Origin of the sequence: Paenibacillus sp. SAFN-117 (assembly GCF_051966115.1) — a bacterium.
GTDB lineage: Bacteria > Bacillota > Bacilli > Paenibacillales > NBRC-103111 > Paenibacillus_L > Paenibacillus_L residui.
This window is the reverse complement of record NZ_JBQCLK010000031.1, coordinates 11,594-28,737: the sequence shown is the minus strand read 5'-3', so window position 1 is coordinate 28,737 and position 17,144 is coordinate 11,594. Positions and strand designations below refer to the sequence as shown.

Genomic DNA, 17,144 nt, shown 5'->3' with positions numbered 1-17,144 from the left:
TAAAAATTTAGTCTACACTTAAAGGATCATAATCTGGATAAAATAAGGGAGGAAACGGCTATGAGCTTTATTCCTATGGTTGTTGAACCGGATGCTAGGGGAGAACGCGCTTATGATATCTACTCCCGCCTGCTGAAAGACCGGATCATTTTCTTGGGGACACCTATTAACGATGCCGTTGCGAATACGGTCATCGCGCAGCTTCTGTTCCTGGATGCGCAAGATTCCGATAAAGACATCCATGTGTATATTAACAGCCCTGGCGGATCTATTACTGCCGGAATGGCTATTTATGACACGATGCAGTTTATCAAGAGCGATGTCTCTACGATTTGTGTAGGGCTGGCGGCCTCCATGGGTGCTTTCCTGCTGGCTGCCGGGGAGAAGGGCAAGCGCTTCGCGCTGCCGAACAGTGAAATTATGATTCACCAGCCTCTCGGTGGAGCGGAAGGTCAGGCCAGTGATATCGAAATCCGCGCCAAGCGTATTCTGCGGATGCGGGAGAAGCTTAATCAAATCTTGGCCGACAGAACAGGCCAGCCACTGGAGAAGATTGAGAAGGACACCGACCGCGACTACTTCATGTGGGCCGATCAAGCCAAGGAGTACGGGCTGGTCGATAAAGTAATTCAATCTCTGTAATAGGATGCACCATTCATGCCGGTTCCTCTGGGAACCGGTTTTTTTTCAAGCATATAAGAAAGTTATAAGCTTCACCTTATAACTGTTCTAATATTTCGTTGGTAAACGCGCCCGTCCTAAGGACGGCGATTGCCGTTTATCCTTGGCTTCACATAATAGCCAGCACAAAAAAACCTTTCCCAACTCGCCTTCCCTTTAAGTGGAGTTGCGGTTGGAGAAGGTTTCATTGTATGTAGAGCAATTTTTGCTTGATTACTGATTCTCCAATTCTTCTTTGCTGACCAACGCAACTAAAGCGTTTACAGCCTGTTCCGCGTCCGCGCCTTCTGCACTTATGTTTACTTCCGTACCGGAACTGATCGCCAAGCTCATAATTCCCATGATACTCTTGGCGTTTACCCGTTTTTCGTCTTTTTCCACATAAATTTCAGAAGAGAATTTGTTGGCTTCCTGTACAAACAAAGCGGCGGGTCTTGCGTGCAAGCCCGTTTTCAACTTTACGACAACAGGTCGCTTTGTCATGAACCAATACCCCCTACCATTCTTAATCACACCGAATTTTACTCCAGAAAACAACGTTTTTCAAATATTATATCATTTTTCCCACAACTACACTAGAAAAAAAGTCGGCGAACTTATTTTCCTGCCCTAATCTTTTCCGCCATTTCATCAATTTTCCTCAGCCGATGGTTTACCCCTGACTTGCTGACCGTTCCTTTCAACAAATCGCCGACCTCCTTCAGGTTAATATCCGGGTATTGCAGCCGGATCTCGGCGACCTCACGCAGCTTGTCGGGCAAATTCTCCAGGCCGATTTCCTTCTGAAGCAATTTAATGTTCTCGATCTGTCTTACCGCCGCTCCGATCGTCTTATTCAGATTGGCGGTCTCGCAATTGACGATCCGGTTGACCGAATTTCGCATGTCCTTCATGATTCTTACATTTTCGAACTTCAGCAAGGCTTGATGTGCGCCTATCAGGCTTAGGAACTCCGTTATTTTTTCCCCTTCCTTGATGTAGAAGACGAAGCCCTTCTTCCGTTCGATGCATCTGGCATTGAGCTGGAAGCTGTTGGCCAACTGAACGAGTGCCTTGCAATGCTCCTCATACATCGAGGCAATTTCCAAGTGGTAAGAGGATCCCTCCGGATTATTGACCGAGCCTCCCGCCAAGAATGCTCCCCTTAAATAAGCTCTGCGGCAGCAATCCTTACGGATAATCTGCTTGTCGATGCCATCGGTGAACAGGAAGCCCTCCGAGACAATCTTCAGCTCAGCCAATATTTCTTGAACCTGGCTTGGAATTCTCACGATGTACACATTGTTCTTCTTAAGACGCATTTTCTTGCGGACCAGAAGCTCGGTATGCAGCTGGAATTTCTTCTTCATGAGGGAATAAATACGGCGGGCAATGGCGGCATTCTCCGTGGAAATATCCAGAACTACACGCTGATTGGTCAGCTGAACCGTCCCATTCATCCGGATCAGCGCCGCCAGCTCAGCATGCTCGCAGCATTCTTCGCCTTCGATCAGCGTCAATTCCTTCTTCGTCTCCGCCGCAAAAGACATACCGCTCACTCCTTCTCAGACATTCGGCGCTGTACCAAATCATAGATATGGCGGCTTAATTTATCGGCATCATGCCGCAAATAGGTGCGGAACAGCACCAGACGATCCGCAATGACACGGCATCCCCTGCTGGTTACCGCTTCCAGATCAAGCCGCACCACCTCGGCCCCTTCTTCCGCATACTTCTGTTGAACCTGCGGCGGAATGCTGCCGTTATTAACGATAACATAATCGAACAAATCGTGCCCGACATGATCGCAGATAGCTTGCAGATGGTCGCTTACCGAATAATGATCCGTCTCGCCGGGCTGAGTCATGACGTTGCAGACGAAAATTTTGACGGCTTCGGAGCGGACGACCGTCTCAGCGAGCTTCGGAACCAGCAAATTGGGTAAAATGCTGGTATACAAGCTTCCCGGTCCCATAAGAATGGCATCCGCCTCTTCGATGGCTTCAATCGCTTCGTCAAGCGGCTCTACGTCCGCGGGTTCAATAGAGACCCGCTTGATCTTCTTGCCCGCTTGCGGAATCTTGGACTCCCCTTCCACGATCGTCCCATCCTCCATCTCCGCCTTCAAGATGACGGAATGGTTGGAGGCAGGCAGTACTCTGCCGCGAACCGCCAATACCCGGCTTAATTCCCGGACTCCGGATACGAAATCCCCGGTAATTTCCTTCATGGCCGCCAGAATCAAATTCCCCAAGCTGTGGCCGGCCAGGCCGCTCCCGCTATTGAACCGGTGCTGCAGCATTTGGGACAGCATCGGTTCAACATCGGCAAGCGCAGTCAGCACATTGCGGATATCCCCTGGAGGGGGAATCTGCATCTCATCGCGGAGAATGCCCGAGCTGCCCCCGTCATCCGCTACGGTAACGATAGCGGTGATATCGAGCGGCTTCTGCTTCAGTCCGCGCAGCATGACCGACAGTCCGGTGCCGCCGCCGATGACAACAATCTTGGGCCGCGCTCCCTTTCCCCTATCTTCCGCCAAGAACGGTTCCATCCTCATAGGCGATCGCGCTCCGAATCTCTATGGGATACGCGAACCCGTTCGGTATCGCTGGAGCCGAGAGTTTTACCCAAATATTCGGCAATTGCTACGGAACGGTGCTTGCCGCCAGTGCAGCCGATTCCGATGACAATCTGGCTCTTGCCTTCCTTTTTGTACTGGGGAATAAGGAAATGGAGAAGATCCAGCAGCTTGGTCAGGAATTCCTGGGTCTCCGTCCACTTCATAACATAATCGTATACTTCCGGATGCTGTCCGGTATTCGGCCGAAGCTGTTCTATATAATGCGGATTGGGGAGAAAACGAACGTCAAAGATTAAATCCGCATCGATGGGAACGCCGTACTTAAAGCCGAATGAAATGACATCCACCGCCATGACATCCTCGTCCGATTGAATAAAGCGGGAGACAATTTGCTCCTTCAACTGAGCAGGCTTCAGGCTGGTCGTATCGATCACCTGTGTCGCCATCCCCTTCAGTTCCTCCAGCAATTTTCTTTCCTGCAGGATACCGCTGAGGGGCGAACCATCCTTCGCCAGCGGGTGTCTTCTCCGACTTTCCTTATACCTTTGAACAAGAACCGAATCGATGGCATCCAGAAATAAAATTTCATACGTTATTGTGTAGTTTTCCTTAATATAGCGAAGAGATTCAAAAAGCGCGGTAAAAAATTCACGTCCCCGGAGATCGATAACGAGAGCGACCTTTCCGATCTTGCCGTTAGATTGCTCAATCAGCTCGGCAAACTTGGGAATCAAGACAGGCGGCAAATTATCCACACAGAAAAATCCCAGGTCCTCCAAGCTTTGTACCGCTATCGTTTTGCCTGCTCCGGACATGCCTGTAATGATGACCAGCTTCGCCAGTCCATTCCTCTCTTCCATCCTCCGTCTCTCCTTTCCCCTGCTTCCCTATAGCTACAGCCATTAGCATCCATGCAGTCCCGAAAGAAAGAGCCTTCGAACTCAATCAGCTTGTTACCCTATTCCTATTATGGGATACATTGGAATAAAAATCCATATGATTGCTAAAGCCTTTTACAAAATAATTATTCTGTTATAAGCATTACTTACATTATAGCTGTCTCAGCAGACCGGCCGCTCCCACCATTCCGGCGTCATTGCCGAGCATAGCCGGCACGATGTCGACCCCTTCCCGGGCAGGTGCGGGAGTATACTGCGAGAAAATTTCGCGGATCGGTTCGAACAGAATCTCTCCGGCTCTCGAAACGCCTCCCCCCAGAATAAACCGCTGAGGGTTGACGATAACCGCCAGCATAGACAGAGACCGCCCTAAATAATATGCGGCCCGGTTCACAATCCGGATGGCTGCTTCATCGCCTGCTTTGGCGGCATCGAAGACATCCTTGGCGGTAATTTGCTCCAGCAGCTGCAGGGACGTTTTATCCCCCCGGCCTACGGCATCCTTAGCCATCCGCACGATTCCAGTGGCGGACGATACCGTTTCCAGACAGCCGGTTTGGCCGCAGCCGCATACGATAGCCTCCAAGTCGGGAACGACCTGCATATGTCCCAGCTCGCCGCCCATTCCGGAGAAGCCCTGATGGATTTTGCCGTCAATAATAATGCCGCCGCCGACCCCGGTTCCCAAAGTGTAGCAGACCAGATTGGAAATGCCCGCTCCGGCGCCTCCCCAAGCTTCTCCCAGGGCAGCTACATTGGCATCGTTATTGATAATGACCGGTTTGTTAAACCGTTCCTCGAGGATTTGTTTCAACGGCACATTGTGCCAGGCCGGAATATTGGGAGACGACAGGACGATCCCGTTAGGGATATCCAGGAAGCCGGCAACCCCCGCCCCAATTCCTACTACTTGATCTAAAGACAAAGAAGCATCGGCCACCAGCTTGCGGACGTATTCCTCAATTTTGGCAATAATCGATTCCGCTCCCTCGTCAGTCCCCGTAGGCCCTTCATAAGAGTGCAGCAGTTTTCCGGTCTCGTCACATATCCCCACTTTGATGTTGGTGCCTCCTAGATCGACACCGACATACAGATTTCCCGACATTCATGTCACCTCTCCGATTAATGGACTGCCTCTGCCGATTTCTGCTAAACCCTGCACTCATCGGCAAGGATGTTACGGCAGACCGCTTAATGATGATAAGCAATCGGGAAGAAAGGACAAGTTGAACGCAACTCATCCTTTCTTCCTATACGTGCGATAAGAGCCGGAATTTATCCGGAACTTCGCCATCATTCACTTAAGCTTTGACTCCAGTCATGCACCATATTTCCTTCCAGAAACTTCTCGCAGTCCAGAGCGGCCATACAGCCGCTTCCCGCTGCGGTAATCGCCTGCCGGTACTTGTTGTCCTGGACGTCTCCGCAAGCGAAAACTCCCGGAATATTCGTCTCCGAGCTTCCCGGCTTAACCCGAATGTATCCGATCTCGTCCGTATCGATCTGCCCGTTAAGAAACTTCGTGTTAGGGGTATGACCGATAGCAACGAATATACCATCGGCTTCAATGACTTCTTCCGCTCCGGTTTCGTTATTCCTCACCTTCAGGCCGATAACGCCGTTCTCTCCGGAGAGGACCTCAAGAGGAGTACGGTTAAGGCTCCAGGTAATTTTCGAATTCTCGCGGGCGCGATCCTGCATGATCTTGGACGCCCTCAATTCATTGCGGCGATGAACGACATTGACCTCCGTGGCGAAACGGGTCAGGAAGTTGGCTTCCTCCATTGCGGAATCCCCGCCGCCGACCACGATGATCTTCTTGCCGCGGAAGAAGAAGCCGTCACAGGTTGCACAAGTGCTGACTCCGCGTCCGATGCTTTCCTTCTCATTAGGGATTCCCAGCAGCTTCGCCGACGCGCCGGTTGAAATAATAACGGTTTCCGATACGAGCTCGCCCAGTCCTTCGACACTCATCTTGAAGGGGCGTTGGCTCAAATCGATGCTGTTCACCCAGCCCGTCTTAAACTCGGCGCCGAAGCGTTCGGCTTGCTTGCGCATGTTGTCCATGAGCTCGGGACCCATGATTCCATCCGGAAATCCGGGGAAGTTCTCAACATCGGTCGTTGTCGTCAATTGGCCGCCAGGCTCGGGGCCTTCGATGACCAACGGATTCAAATTCGCGCGAGCCAGATAGATGGCGGCAGTCAGTCCTGCCGGACCGGTGCCGATAACTACGGATTTATACATTGTTCTTCCTCCTTACCTGATTGCAAATCCTTCGGAGATAGACCGGATCTTCACATCGGCGGTATCCGGCCTACTTCTCTTCGTCCTGCTTCATGTAGCTGGAAAACTTCGGGAAGATCGCTTCCATCTTCTGCTTCAGTCCGCAGGTTTCATCTATGGACTTCACATGCTTGCAGATCGTGGTTACAGAGATTTGATATCTTTTGGCCACTTCCTCATAGGAGATGGCACGCCGGTGCATCTTGGCGGTCAGGTATTCCAGCGCCGCCGCCCAGCCCTCCGGCTTATGAATGACGGGGACCGAAGGATAAGCTCGGGATAAGTATTCCACCCAGAGGGTCTCCATATCATACTGTTGAATCATATCGTAGCGCTTCTGCATATTTTGGAGCGCCAGCTCCAGCACCCGCTGCCATTTCGGCTCCCATACGGGAAGATCCGGAGAAACCGGCGTTGCAGGAAGAGTGATCGGCTGCCCGGCCATCACCGCCTGCAGCGGCTCATTAACGCCCATGCTCCGCAGCGCGAATAAAGCGACTCTTTTTAAATAATCGTCTTCGCCCGGCTCCAACAGAAACTCCCGTAGCGCTTCTTCCACTTCCGCGTCGGCAATAATGCCGAAGGCTTGGATGACCTGCAGTTTGGCCTCTACATCGCCGTGTCTCAAGGCCCAGAAGAAAGAAGAGCGGACTAGAGGATCCCGTTTAAGACTGTCCGGCAACGCATCCTTCGTCTTGACCATCGTCCGGAACTGCTCTTCGAACGGAAGATGATAGTGATAGCTGAAATAAGGCTTGCCCGCTTCTTCGGAAGGCACCTTCTCCAGCTGACTTAAATAGAAACGCGGGATATCGGAATGCGGGTCCAGCTTCTCGGCTTGCTGCCAATATTTGCGGGCTTCGTTAAGCCTTCCGATGTTATAAGCGGCAACGGCCGTGTAATGGAACAAGCAGGGGTCTTCCCCCGCCTCCCCGCTCTTAATCAGTCTCCTGAACAATACATAGGCGGTCTCGTGCTCACCCAGTATGCCCATCGTCGTAGCCAGCTTAAAGACATGGTCATGATGGAACGGGCAAGTCTTCCTAAGCAGCGACAGCAGCTTCTCCAGCTCCTGCTCTGCCCCGAAATGCTGGTAGAAAATCGCCAGATTGCTTAAAGCATGCAAATTCCCGGCATCCAGCTCCAACACCTGCACAATCGTCTCCATCGCCTTATCAAACTGGCCCATATAGTAATAGGCCAGAGCCAGATTATTGCGCGCCGCCAGAAAATCAGGATACTTCTTAACAAGACGGTTCAGCACCCGGACCGCTTCCCCGAAACGGCCTTCCTCCAACAGGCTTCTGGCCTTGTCATGCTCGAACATGCTTTCCCTGCTCTTGACGAAAGTAAGTCGCGTCGGGCGCTCCAGCTCGTAGCTGAGCAGTTCGATCATCTCTTCGGATTCTTCCAGATACTGTCCGTTGGGATCTTTCTCCAAATACTGGATAATCGCTTTCTCGGCGTTCTCAAAATCCTCCATATTGGCGTAATTGTTCGCCATATAGAAGTAACACTCCGTCATGGACGGATCTACCTCATCTATAATTTGCTTTAAAATCCGGTTGGAATCGGCAAACATGCCCATCTCTGACAATATTCCAGCCAGATTGCAATGGTTGACCGGGTTATCCGGTTCATAATCGACCGCTTTGCGGAAATATTTAAGAGCCTTGTCGTAATGAAGTCGGTCCAACGACCGGACAGCCCTCTCGAAAAAAAAGGTGGCATCCATCTTCAACGAAATCACTTTAGGCTTTGGCTGGTCTGCCACACTCAGTTTCCTTCCCATGGGCAAGGCACCTCCGGCTCATCTGACAAGCGGCTGACCGCTTTATCAGGTTATCAAACAAAAGTATATCATAGTTAATCCGGAATACCTACCGTTAACATCTTCAAGGCTTTTCTTATGCCGATAAAGAGAACAGCGCGCGAACACGGCAAGTGGCTGCCGGTGCTTGGCCCGCTGCATGAATAATTTCTGATTTAGACTCCTCCGTATTTGAACAGGGAGCTGATCGATCCGCCCTCGCGGTTAATACGGATGGCATTAGACAAGAGTGGTGCAACCGACAGCACCTTGAAGCGGTCCGACCTTTCCTCCGGAATGGCGATAGAGTCGGTAATGACCACTTCCTTAATGCTGGGATGATCGAGCCTCTGCAGTGCCGGGCCCGAGAAGACGGGATGTGTAGCACAGACGTATACGTCGTTGGCCCCCCGCTCTTTCAAGCCTTCGACCACGTTAACGATAGTTGTTCCGGTATCAATCAGGTCTTCGATAATAATCGGCGTCTTGCCCTCAACATCCCCAATGATATGAGTAATGACGGATTCGTTATGCGCGGGACGCTTCTTGATCATGATCGCGAACGGCGCGTACAGAATGTTGGCCAGATTCTCCGCGGTCGTGGCTCGTCCGGCATCCGGCGAGACGATAATCGGATTCGGAATGTTCTTCTTCTGGATATAATCGCTGATCAAATCCAGTGCCGTCAGGTGATCGACCGGTATATTGAAGAAGCCTTGAATCGCCGGTGAATGGAGATCAATCGTGATTACCCGGTCCGCACCGACCGTCGTCAGCACATCGGCAACCATCTTCGCAGAAATGGGTTCGCGCGGCGCAGATTTTCTCTCCTGCCGGGAGTAGCCGTAATAGGGGACGACCAAATTGATTGTCTTCGCGGAAGCCCTCTTGGCGGCATCGATCATAACCAGCAGCTCGACAAAATGTTCGTTAATGGGACCCGAGAAGGTCTGTACCAAAAACACATCGCAATTACGGATAGATTCTTCATAAAGGCAATAATGTTCCCCGCTCTTAAACCGTGAGAGCTTCACCCTGCCGAGTGGCTGACCCAGCTCCTTGCTGATTAATTCTGCCAACTTAGGATTGGATGAACCGGAAAATACTTTAAAGTGGTTGCTCATAATACCCTCCCGAAACTTTGTAACCCACCTGCGCAGCATTTTTGATTAACTTACTTTATTATACCGTGACGACGGTTAAATTTCCAAAGCCACATGCCGGAGCAGGGACGAACTTTTCGTGACATTTATCTAAATGCTTGACAACACGAAACAACTGCAATTCCACATTGTCTTAAGCTTGCATGCGAATTCCTTACATTCCGAGGCTTGCTCTCTAAAATTGTGCAATTTTCTTTGCCTCTCCAAACCACGCAATTTACTCCGACTTAATTCCTGGCATCTCAAAATAATGCACTTACAACGGAAATTATCGAACGTTTACATTTAATTAGCCTTGTTGAAGATTTATGGCCCGAAATTTTCGCACTATCCCCTTAATTCTCCAACTTGGGAGGCAGCATTCACATGAGATGACGGTTTCCCATAGGAAACATTGGATTGAAAATTGATATAAAATCCACATGAAGATAGATTTCTATTCAAGTCTCCCGAAAAGCGGACGAAGATGCATGTTGATTAACATAACGTTCTTCAACAACAGCAATAAGCGGCCGACAACCGGAGGACTTTTCCAGCCCTCTGCCGGTTATCGCGACCGCTGCATGCATCTTTATTTAAATTCACCCGCGGGCTTCTGAATATGCCGGCGGTTCAGCTCCGACAGCACTTCATCCAAAGGAAGCTTGCGGTCTCTCAGCAAGACAAGAAGGTGGAAAATCAGATCGCTCGTTTCATAACGAAGCTCCTCATTGTCCCTGTTCTTGGCCGCGATGATGACCTCTGCCGTCTCTTCACCGACTTTCTTCAATATTTTGTCGACGCCTTTCTCAAACAGATAAGTCGTATAAGCCCCTTCCGGACGCTCCGCATCCCGTTCGGCCACAATCGTTTCCAGCTTGCCGAGGATAGCGAATCGGTCCCCGTCCGAAACACCGGCCGGTTTAGAAGAATCATCAGCCTGTCCCGATGAAGCATTTTCCTTAATCTCAACTTCATTATGAAAACAGGTATACTTGCCGGTATGGCAAGCCGGTCCTTGCGGAATCACCTTTAGTAATAACGTGTCTGCATCGCAGTCATAGTGAAGGGACTTAACCCGCTGCACATGGCCGGAAGTAGCCCCCTTATGCCATAGTTCCCCGCGGGAGCGGCTCCAGAACCAGGTTTCGCCGGTTTCATTCGTTTTGTCGAGCGCGTCTTTATTCATATATGCCATCATAAGGACTTCCTTGCTGATCGCATCTTGCACGATAGCCGGAACGAGTCCGCGGTCATCCCAACGAATCGTCTCCTTCGCCTGTGCGAAATCTACCGCCCGAAGCTCAGCTCCCCCGGTTGTACCTTGACTGCTCTTCGATTCTGTCAACGGATTTCCACTCCTTTCTGCTTCAAGACGTCCTTCACGCCTTGAACCGTCAATTCCTTATAATGAAACACCGTTGCGGCCAATCCCGCATCCGCTTTGCCTTCCGTGAACACATCGTAGAAGTGCTCGGCAGTACCGGCTCCACCCGAAGCGATAACCGGAATGCCTACCAGCTCCGATACCGCCCGGGTCAGCTTCAGATCGAAGCCGTCCTTCGTGCCGTCCGCGTCCATGCTGGTCAACAGCAATTCGCCGGCTCCCAGCTCCTCCGCCTTCTTGGCCCATTCCAGCGCTCGAAGGCCAGTCTCCTTGCGGCCGCCATGCGTATACACTTCCCAGTCTCCCCAGGCTTCGTTATACTTCGCATCAATCGCTACAACGATACATTGGGAACCGAATTTCGCCGCCCCTTCCGAAATCAGCTCCGGCTGGCGGATGGCTGCCGTATTGATTCCGATTTTGTCCGCTCCGGCTCTAAGGAGCCGCTTCATATCTTCCACACTGGAGATGCCGCCCCCTACGGTGAAAGGAATGGAAATCTCCCCGGCGGTTTGACGAACCACCTCGATCATCGTCGCCCGGCCCTCTACGGATGCGGAGATGTCGAGGAAGACCAGTTCATCCGCATTTTCCTTATCATAAAACGCCGCCAGCTCCACCGGATCGCCGGCATCCCGCAAATTAACGAAATTAACACCCTTAACTACCCGTCCATCCTTCACATCCAAGCATGGAATTATTCGTTTCGCCACCATTAATCTCCCCCCTGGATTCAAAATACGCCGCCTTACCGCCGGCTTGATCAGGCAATGTCAAGTACCAGTAGTTTCCTACTCCCTTAAGCAGCGGCACTTTGAAACAAGATTATAGTTACTTATGCCGTCATCGTGGAAATGCCAAATCCCCGGACATTGCCGACCCTTTTACACCAAAGAACCAAAGACCAACTAAAATACATGTCTTAATTGCGAAAATCCGCTAAATCACCAAAAAGACGGGCAAAAATGCATGTCATTCACCGTCAAAATCCGAAAATGGAGTGAATCGGCTAAGTTTTACCTGCACTTTTGTTTGTCCTTGGCTTATTGTGCCTTTAGTCTTCGGAAGACCTGCATTATTGCAGGTCATCGCCTTTCAGGACGGTGACCGCATCCCGTTCGTTCCCCAGTTAACGGCACATTTTCAAATAATTATCCAGCAGCCGCATGCCGACGGCACCGCTTTTTTCCGGATGGAACTGCATTCCGTACACATTGTCCCGGTTCACGATAGCCGTCACCGGGCCGTGGTAATCGGTGGAAGCAAGCAGATCCGACGGTTCCCCCAGTCTTACATGGTAAGAATGGACGAAATAGACGTGGCCCTCCTCCATCCCGGCAAAAAGCGGGCTTTCCCGATGAAAGCAAAGCCGGTTCCAGCCCATATGCGGCACCTTGAAATCGCCGCGGAAGCGGACCGCCCTACCGGGGAGCAGGCCGAGCCCTTCGTGCTCGCCATGCTCCTCGCTCGCGGTGAACAGAAGCTGCATGCCCAGACAAATGCCGAGCAGCGGTTTACCTGAGCGGACGTAGTCCAGAACGGCGTCTCCGAGCCCGGTCTCCCGAAGCTCCCGCATCGCATCACCGAAAGCCCCGACCCCGGGCAGAATCGCGCCATCCGCCGCTGCCAGCCTTACGGCATCGGACGTTACCTCCGCTGTATACCCCAATCGCTCCACCGCTTTGCTGACGCTGTGCAGATTGCCCATTCCGTAATCGATGATCGCGATCAAGTTCTACAGCACCCCTTTCGTCGAGGGGACGCCTTTCACCCGCGGATCGATGCTCGTCGCTTCATCCAGCGCTCTGCCGAGAGCCTTGAATACCGCTTCGATCATATGATGCGTGTTATGCCCGTAATGGACGATAACATGCAGCGTAATCCGGGCTTCAAGCGCAAATTTCCACAGAAATTCATGCACCAGCTCCGTCGTGAAGCTGCCTACCGTCGCCGACGGATATTCTGCCTTATAAACCAGATGCGGGCGGTTGCTGACATCGATGGCCACCTGCGCAAGCGCCTCATCCATCGGCAGGAAAACGTTCGCGTATCGCTTGATGCCGACCTTGTCACCCAACGCTTCGCGAAGGGCGCGGCCCAGACAGATGCCGATATCCTCGACGGTATGATGGTCATCGACCTCTACATCCCCGCGTGCTTGGACCTTCAAATCGAAATGGCCGTGCTTCGTAAACAAATCGAGCATATGGTTCATGAATGGGACTTCCGACTCTATTTCAGACACACCCGTGCCATCTACGTTAAAAGACAGCTCTATATCGGTTTCACCCGTTTTCCGCTCGATCGATGCCTGGCGCAAAGAGCGTTCGTTAGTTTCCGCCATCCCTGTTTTCCTCCTTCTCCAATTCCTTCTCCAGTCGAACCTCGATCGCCCGGGCGTGCCCCTGCAGCCCTTCGTGCTGAGCGAGGGTTATGATTTTGCGGCCGTTCTCCAACAGCGCTTGTCTGCTGTAGTAGATCACACTCGATTTCTTCAGGAAATCATCGACGTTAAGCGGTGAAGAGAAGCGTGCCGTACCATTCGTCGGCAGAATATGGTTCGGTCCGGCGAAATAATCGCCGACCGGCTCCGAGCTGTACTCGCCGAGGAAGATCGCCCCCGCATTCTCGATCGCTCCGAGATAGCGGAACGGCTCCTCGAGCAGCAGCTCGAGATGCTCCGGCGCCAGCCGATTGACCACTTCGATGCCCTCTTCGAGGCTATCGACGGTCAATATGGCGCCGTAATCGTCAAGCGATCGCTGCGCTATCGCTTTCCGGGGCAGCTCCGCTAGCTGGCGCGACACCTCCCGGCGGACTTGCTCCGCAAGCTCCGCCGACGGCGTCACCAGCACCGCGGAGGCCATCTCGTCGTGCTCCGCCTGCGACAGCAGATCCGCCGCCACATAGGCGGGATCAGCGGAGCTGTCGGCCAGCACGACAATTTCGCTCGGCCCGGCGATGCTGTCTATGTCCACGGCGCCAAACACGTAGCGTTTGGCCAGCGCGACATAGATGTTGCCCGGGCCGACAATTTTGTCCACCGCGGGGATGCTCTCGGTGCCATAAGCGAGCGCGGCGACCGCCTGGGCTCCGCCGACGCCGTAAATCTCGGTGATGCCGACCTCGGCCGCCGCCACCAGAATATACGGGTTAATTCCCGGTTGTCCGGCGGTGGCCGGCGGGGTAACCATCACCACTTCCGGTACGCCCGCGACCATCGCCGGAATGGCGTTCATCAGCACGGACGAAGGGTAGGCCGCCTTGCCTCCCGGCACGTATAAGCCGACCCTCTTCAGCGGGCGAATCACTTGGCCGAGCAGGCTTCCGTCCGGCTGCGGATCCATCCACGAATTCCGCTTCTGCTTCTCGTGGAACGCCCGTATATTGGCCGCCGCTTCGCGGATTGCCTGCAGGAACGGCTCATCCACCTGCTCATAGGCCGCCCGGATTTCGGCTTCCTCCAGCCGAAGCTTATCAGGCTTAACCCGGTCATGCTGCTCGGTATAATAAAACAAAGCCCGGTCCCCTTCCGTCCGGACCCGCTCGATGATTTCCTTCACCACCCGGTTCTGTTCGGGTGTTCCGTAATCCTCTTCCCTCTTGGTCGAGAAAGATTTAGCCGGTAAGATCCGCATCCCTGTAGCCCTCCTTCTGTATCTATTGTCCTGCTATGACCGACTGCAGACGGTCACAGACGTCCTGTATCCGTTCGTTCTTCATCCGATAGCTGACCCGGTTGGCTATCAGACGGCTGGTGACGTCGAACATCGTTTCCATCTCGACCAGTCCGTTCTCCTTGAGCGTCCTTCCCGTCTCGACCATATCGACAATCCGGTCGGCCAACCCGATAAGCGGAGCCAACTCGATAGAGCCGTTCAGCTTGATCACTTCCACCTGCTGCCCCCGCTCGCGAAAATATTGGGAAGCCACATTCGGATACTTGGTGGCCACTCGCGGATTGGTACTGGGCTGCCAATCGGGCAGACCGATGACCGACATCCGGCATTTCGCAATATTCAGGTCGAGCAATTCGTACACGTCCCGATTCTCTTCCATCAGCACATCCTTGCCGACAATCCCGATATCCGCCGCCCCATATTCGACATAAGTCGCCACATCGACCGGCTTCGCCATGATGAATTCCATCCCGGCCTCCGGCGCGACAATGACCAGCTTGCGCGATTCTTCCAAATCATCCGGAATGGAGAAGCCCGCTTGTTGAAGCAGCCGAACCGCCGGCTGATTAATCCGGCCCTTCGGCATCGCCACTTTGAGAAGGTTCTGCATCCGCCTCTCCTCCTTTATCCGAAATAATACACTTCATCATATAATTTGCCCGCATAATGGTATAAGCCATCGGCATCCGGCTGCTCGGCTTCACCGTTCCATTCTCCATCCACCCGGCGGGCTTCCACCTGGTTTCCGGCTCCCTGCCTTAGCTCGGAGGCGCGAGCGAAAGCGGCCTTCCTGCCTTCGGCCGTGTAAGCCACCAATATCCGGCGCGGTCTTTCCGCCGGAAGCTTCGAGACGGCCTCCAGAATCCGGTCCGTCTTCAAGGCGAAGCCCGTCGCCGGAGCGGGGCGTCCGAACAAAGCAAGCAGATTGTCGTAACGCCCGCCGCTGCATACCGGAAATCCGAGATCGGCCGAATATCCTTCGAAGGTCATCCCCGTATAATAGGAGAAGTCGCCGATCATCGTCAAATCCATCAGCACATGGCTGCTCAAGCCATAGGCCTCCAGCACATCCCAGATTTCGCACAAATGCTGAATCGAGCGCTGAGCCAGCGGGTCATTCGTCACCGAACGCGCCTGCTCGCAGATTTCCTCGCCGCCACGCAATCTCAATATTCCTTCCAGTTCACTGCGCGTCCCTTGATCCAAATCCAACTGTCTAAGCTGCTGGCGATAGCCTACGTGATCCCGTTTCAGCAGGCATTTCTTGAGCGCCTCCTGCTCTTCCAGGCGCCCCGGCAAGGTTTCGTTAAATAATCCGTTTAGGTAGCCTACGTGGCCCAACGCAATTTTAAAGGCATGCACTCCTGCCGCCTGCAGAGTGGCGATTGCCAGAGCGATAACCTCCGCATCCGCTTCCGGAGACCCGTCTCCGACCAGCTCGACTCCCGTCTGGAAAAACTCCGACTCGCGGCCCGCTTCCTGTTCGAAAGCTCTGAATACATTTGAATGGTAAGATAAACGCAGCGGAAAAGGCTCATCCTTAAGGAGAGAAGCCACCACACGCGCTATAGGAGCCGTTAGCTCGGAACGGAGCACCAACGTCCGTCCATTCTGATCCAGCAGCTTAAACAGCTTCCTGTCCATCGTGGAGCTCGCAGTCCCCACCGTATCATAGAATTCCAGCGTAGGCGTAATAATTTGCTGATATCCCCATTTCTCCATACAATCAAGAACGCGAGTCTCGATACTCCGCAGCTTGGAAACCGTTTCGGGCAAGTAATCCTTGACTCCGGTCGGCTTTTCAAATACTTTCGGTTTGGACATAAGCTCCCCCCCCTTTATAAAAGTTAATGCTGTCCATTTAGTCTAATAGGTAATCATCCGTAGTAACAACGAACCAAAGCCGGATAAATAATGGCCAACCATAGATAGAAGCGCACCTGCCAGGTAGTCGTACACCCTGCACCCATTATGCACCCGCTTCGCTTTAGTGTGCTACCATACTACCAAATTAAAGAATTAATCGTTACTATACCATGGTATGCGCTTTACCGTCAATGTCAAATTCCTGTTATGTTTAAAAATCCCTTCTTATGACCATTGAAACCATTCACCCGCTCAAAACCTGATTGCAATGATCGATTTAATTTGTTGTAGGTTAACACTTAAATTTAATTGCCGCTTGAACCGGGGCATACGGGGTATTCCTCCGGGCTTTGGCCGCTTGGCCCCTCGAGTGACAGAAACCCCGCCCTTCTGGATAGCTTCCCCAAGACCGGCGACTCGCGGCCAGGCTTAATGGATTTTATACAGTTAGTTTGCTTCTCTTGGGCGAAAAATGAAAACTAAGTGGAAAAACTCCAGCTAGATTATACAAAAAGGGCGATATCAGCAAAAATCCCCCATTCTAACTACATCTTTTCCAGTTAGTTACGATCATTTTGGCCATTGGCCCCAAACTACCTGCATAAAATACAGTTAGTCCACCCCTCGCGCCGCTGACAGAGCACCACCGTTAAGGCCTCGCACAACGAGTGCCTCTCCGGCTTGTGCTTGACCACCGTCATGCGACGCCAAACATCGCACCTCGTGCCCAAAAGACCAGCGAATCCCGGCAGACTTAATGGATTTTATACAGTTAGTTTGCTTCTCTTGGGCGAAAAATGAAAACTAAGTGGAAAAACTCCAGCTAGATT

At 52.4% G+C, this 17,144-nt stretch carries 16 protein-coding genes; 1 reads left to right on the top strand and 15 read right to left on the bottom strand.

Features of this window, described 5'->3' with window-relative positions; genetic code table 11:
* Positions 1-60 precede the first annotated feature (60 nt).
* Positions 61-642: an ATP-dependent Clp endopeptidase proteolytic subunit ClpP gene (gene clpP / locus ACTHRH_RS18875; protein WP_144940641.1), complete on the top strand. Its 582-nt coding sequence runs from the start codon at positions 61-63 to the stop codon at positions 640-642.
* A gap of 252 nt (positions 643-894) precedes the next feature.
* Here the strand turns inward: clpP and ACTHRH_RS18870 are convergent, their stop codons facing one another.
* The 15 genes from ACTHRH_RS18870 to ACTHRH_RS18800 form a co-directional block, all read right to left on the bottom strand.
* Positions 895-1,164, bottom strand: a complete 270-nt coding sequence (locus ACTHRH_RS18870; protein WP_144940643.1) for an HPr family phosphocarrier protein — start codon at positions 1,162-1,164, stop codon at positions 895-897.
* A gap of 113 nt (positions 1,165-1,277) precedes the next feature.
* Positions 1,278-2,210 carry a DNA-binding protein WhiA gene (gene whiA, locus ACTHRH_RS18865; protein ID WP_144940645.1) on the bottom strand — a complete coding sequence of 311 codons (933 nt, stop codon included), beginning with the start codon at positions 2,208-2,210 and terminating at the stop codon, positions 1,278-1,280.
* Between the two features lie 5 nt (positions 2,211-2,215).
* The gene (locus tag ACTHRH_RS18860; RefSeq protein WP_225312822.1) at positions 2,216-3,202 is read right to left on the bottom strand and encodes a gluconeogenesis factor YvcK family protein; all 987 of its coding nucleotides are present in this window, start codon (positions 3,200-3,202) and stop codon (positions 2,216-2,218) included.
* A 14-nt stretch (positions 3,203-3,216) separates the two neighbouring features.
* A complete protein-coding gene (rapZ, locus tag ACTHRH_RS18855; protein ID WP_144940647.1) occupies positions 3,217-4,104 on the bottom strand; it encodes an RNase adapter RapZ in 888 nt (295 codons plus the stop codon).
* A 190-nt stretch (positions 4,105-4,294) separates the two neighbouring features.
* Positions 4,295-5,248 carry an ROK family glucokinase gene (locus ACTHRH_RS18850; RefSeq protein WP_144940649.1) on the bottom strand — a complete coding sequence of 318 codons (954 nt, stop codon included), beginning with the start codon at positions 5,246-5,248 and terminating at the stop codon, positions 4,295-4,297.
* A gap of 188 nt (positions 5,249-5,436) precedes the next feature.
* Positions 5,437-6,390, bottom strand: a complete 954-nt coding sequence (trxB, locus tag ACTHRH_RS18845) for a thioredoxin-disulfide reductase (protein WP_144940651.1) — start codon at positions 6,388-6,390, stop codon at positions 5,437-5,439.
* Between the two features lie 70 nt (positions 6,391-6,460).
* The gene (locus ACTHRH_RS18840) at positions 6,461-8,221 is read right to left on the bottom strand and encodes a tetratricopeptide repeat protein (RefSeq protein ID WP_144940653.1); all 1,761 of its coding nucleotides are present in this window, start codon (positions 8,219-8,221) and stop codon (positions 6,461-6,463) included.
* 194 nt (positions 8,222-8,415) lie between these two features.
* Positions 8,416-9,363 carry a ribose-phosphate diphosphokinase gene (locus tag ACTHRH_RS18835; protein ID WP_370451797.1) on the bottom strand — a complete coding sequence of 316 codons (948 nt, stop codon included), beginning with the start codon at positions 9,361-9,363 and terminating at the stop codon, positions 8,416-8,418.
* A gap of 610 nt (positions 9,364-9,973) precedes the next feature.
* Positions 9,974-10,648: a bifunctional phosphoribosyl-AMP cyclohydrolase/phosphoribosyl-ATP diphosphatase HisIE gene (gene hisIE, locus ACTHRH_RS18830; RefSeq protein WP_440417071.1), complete on the bottom strand. Its 675-nt coding sequence runs from the start codon at positions 10,646-10,648 to the stop codon at positions 9,974-9,976.
* Positions 10,649-10,725: 77 nt separating this feature from the next.
* Positions 10,726-11,484: an imidazole glycerol phosphate synthase subunit HisF gene (gene hisF, locus ACTHRH_RS18825; protein WP_144940657.1), complete on the bottom strand. Its 759-nt coding sequence runs from the start codon at positions 11,482-11,484 to the stop codon at positions 10,726-10,728.
* A 413-nt stretch (positions 11,485-11,897) separates the two neighbouring features.
* A complete protein-coding gene (gene hisH / locus ACTHRH_RS18820) occupies positions 11,898-12,500 on the bottom strand; it encodes an imidazole glycerol phosphate synthase subunit HisH (protein WP_144940659.1) in 603 nt (200 codons plus the stop codon).
* A 3-nt stretch (positions 12,501-12,503) separates the two neighbouring features.
* Positions 12,504-13,112 (bottom strand): imidazoleglycerol-phosphate dehydratase HisB, encoded by a 609-nt coding sequence (hisB, locus tag ACTHRH_RS18815; RefSeq protein ID WP_440417000.1) that lies wholly within the window; start codon positions 13,110-13,112, stop codon positions 12,504-12,506.
* Positions 13,099-14,406, bottom strand: coding sequence for a histidinol dehydrogenase (gene hisD, locus ACTHRH_RS18810; RefSeq protein ID WP_440416998.1), 1,308 nt, complete (start codon positions 14,404-14,406; stop codon positions 13,099-13,101). Before hisD ends, hisB begins: the two co-directional genes overlap by 14 nt.
* A 22-nt stretch (positions 14,407-14,428) precedes the next feature.
* On the bottom strand, positions 14,429-15,058 hold the full coding sequence (gene hisG, locus ACTHRH_RS18805; protein ID WP_144940665.1) for an ATP phosphoribosyltransferase: 630 nt from the start codon (positions 15,056-15,058) through the stop codon (positions 14,429-14,431).
* Positions 15,059-15,072: 14 nt separating this feature from the next.
* Positions 15,073-16,272, bottom strand: a complete 1,200-nt coding sequence (locus ACTHRH_RS18800) for an ATP phosphoribosyltransferase regulatory subunit (RefSeq protein ID WP_150960603.1) — start codon at positions 16,270-16,272, stop codon at positions 15,073-15,075.
* Positions 16,273-17,144 lie beyond the last annotated feature (872 nt).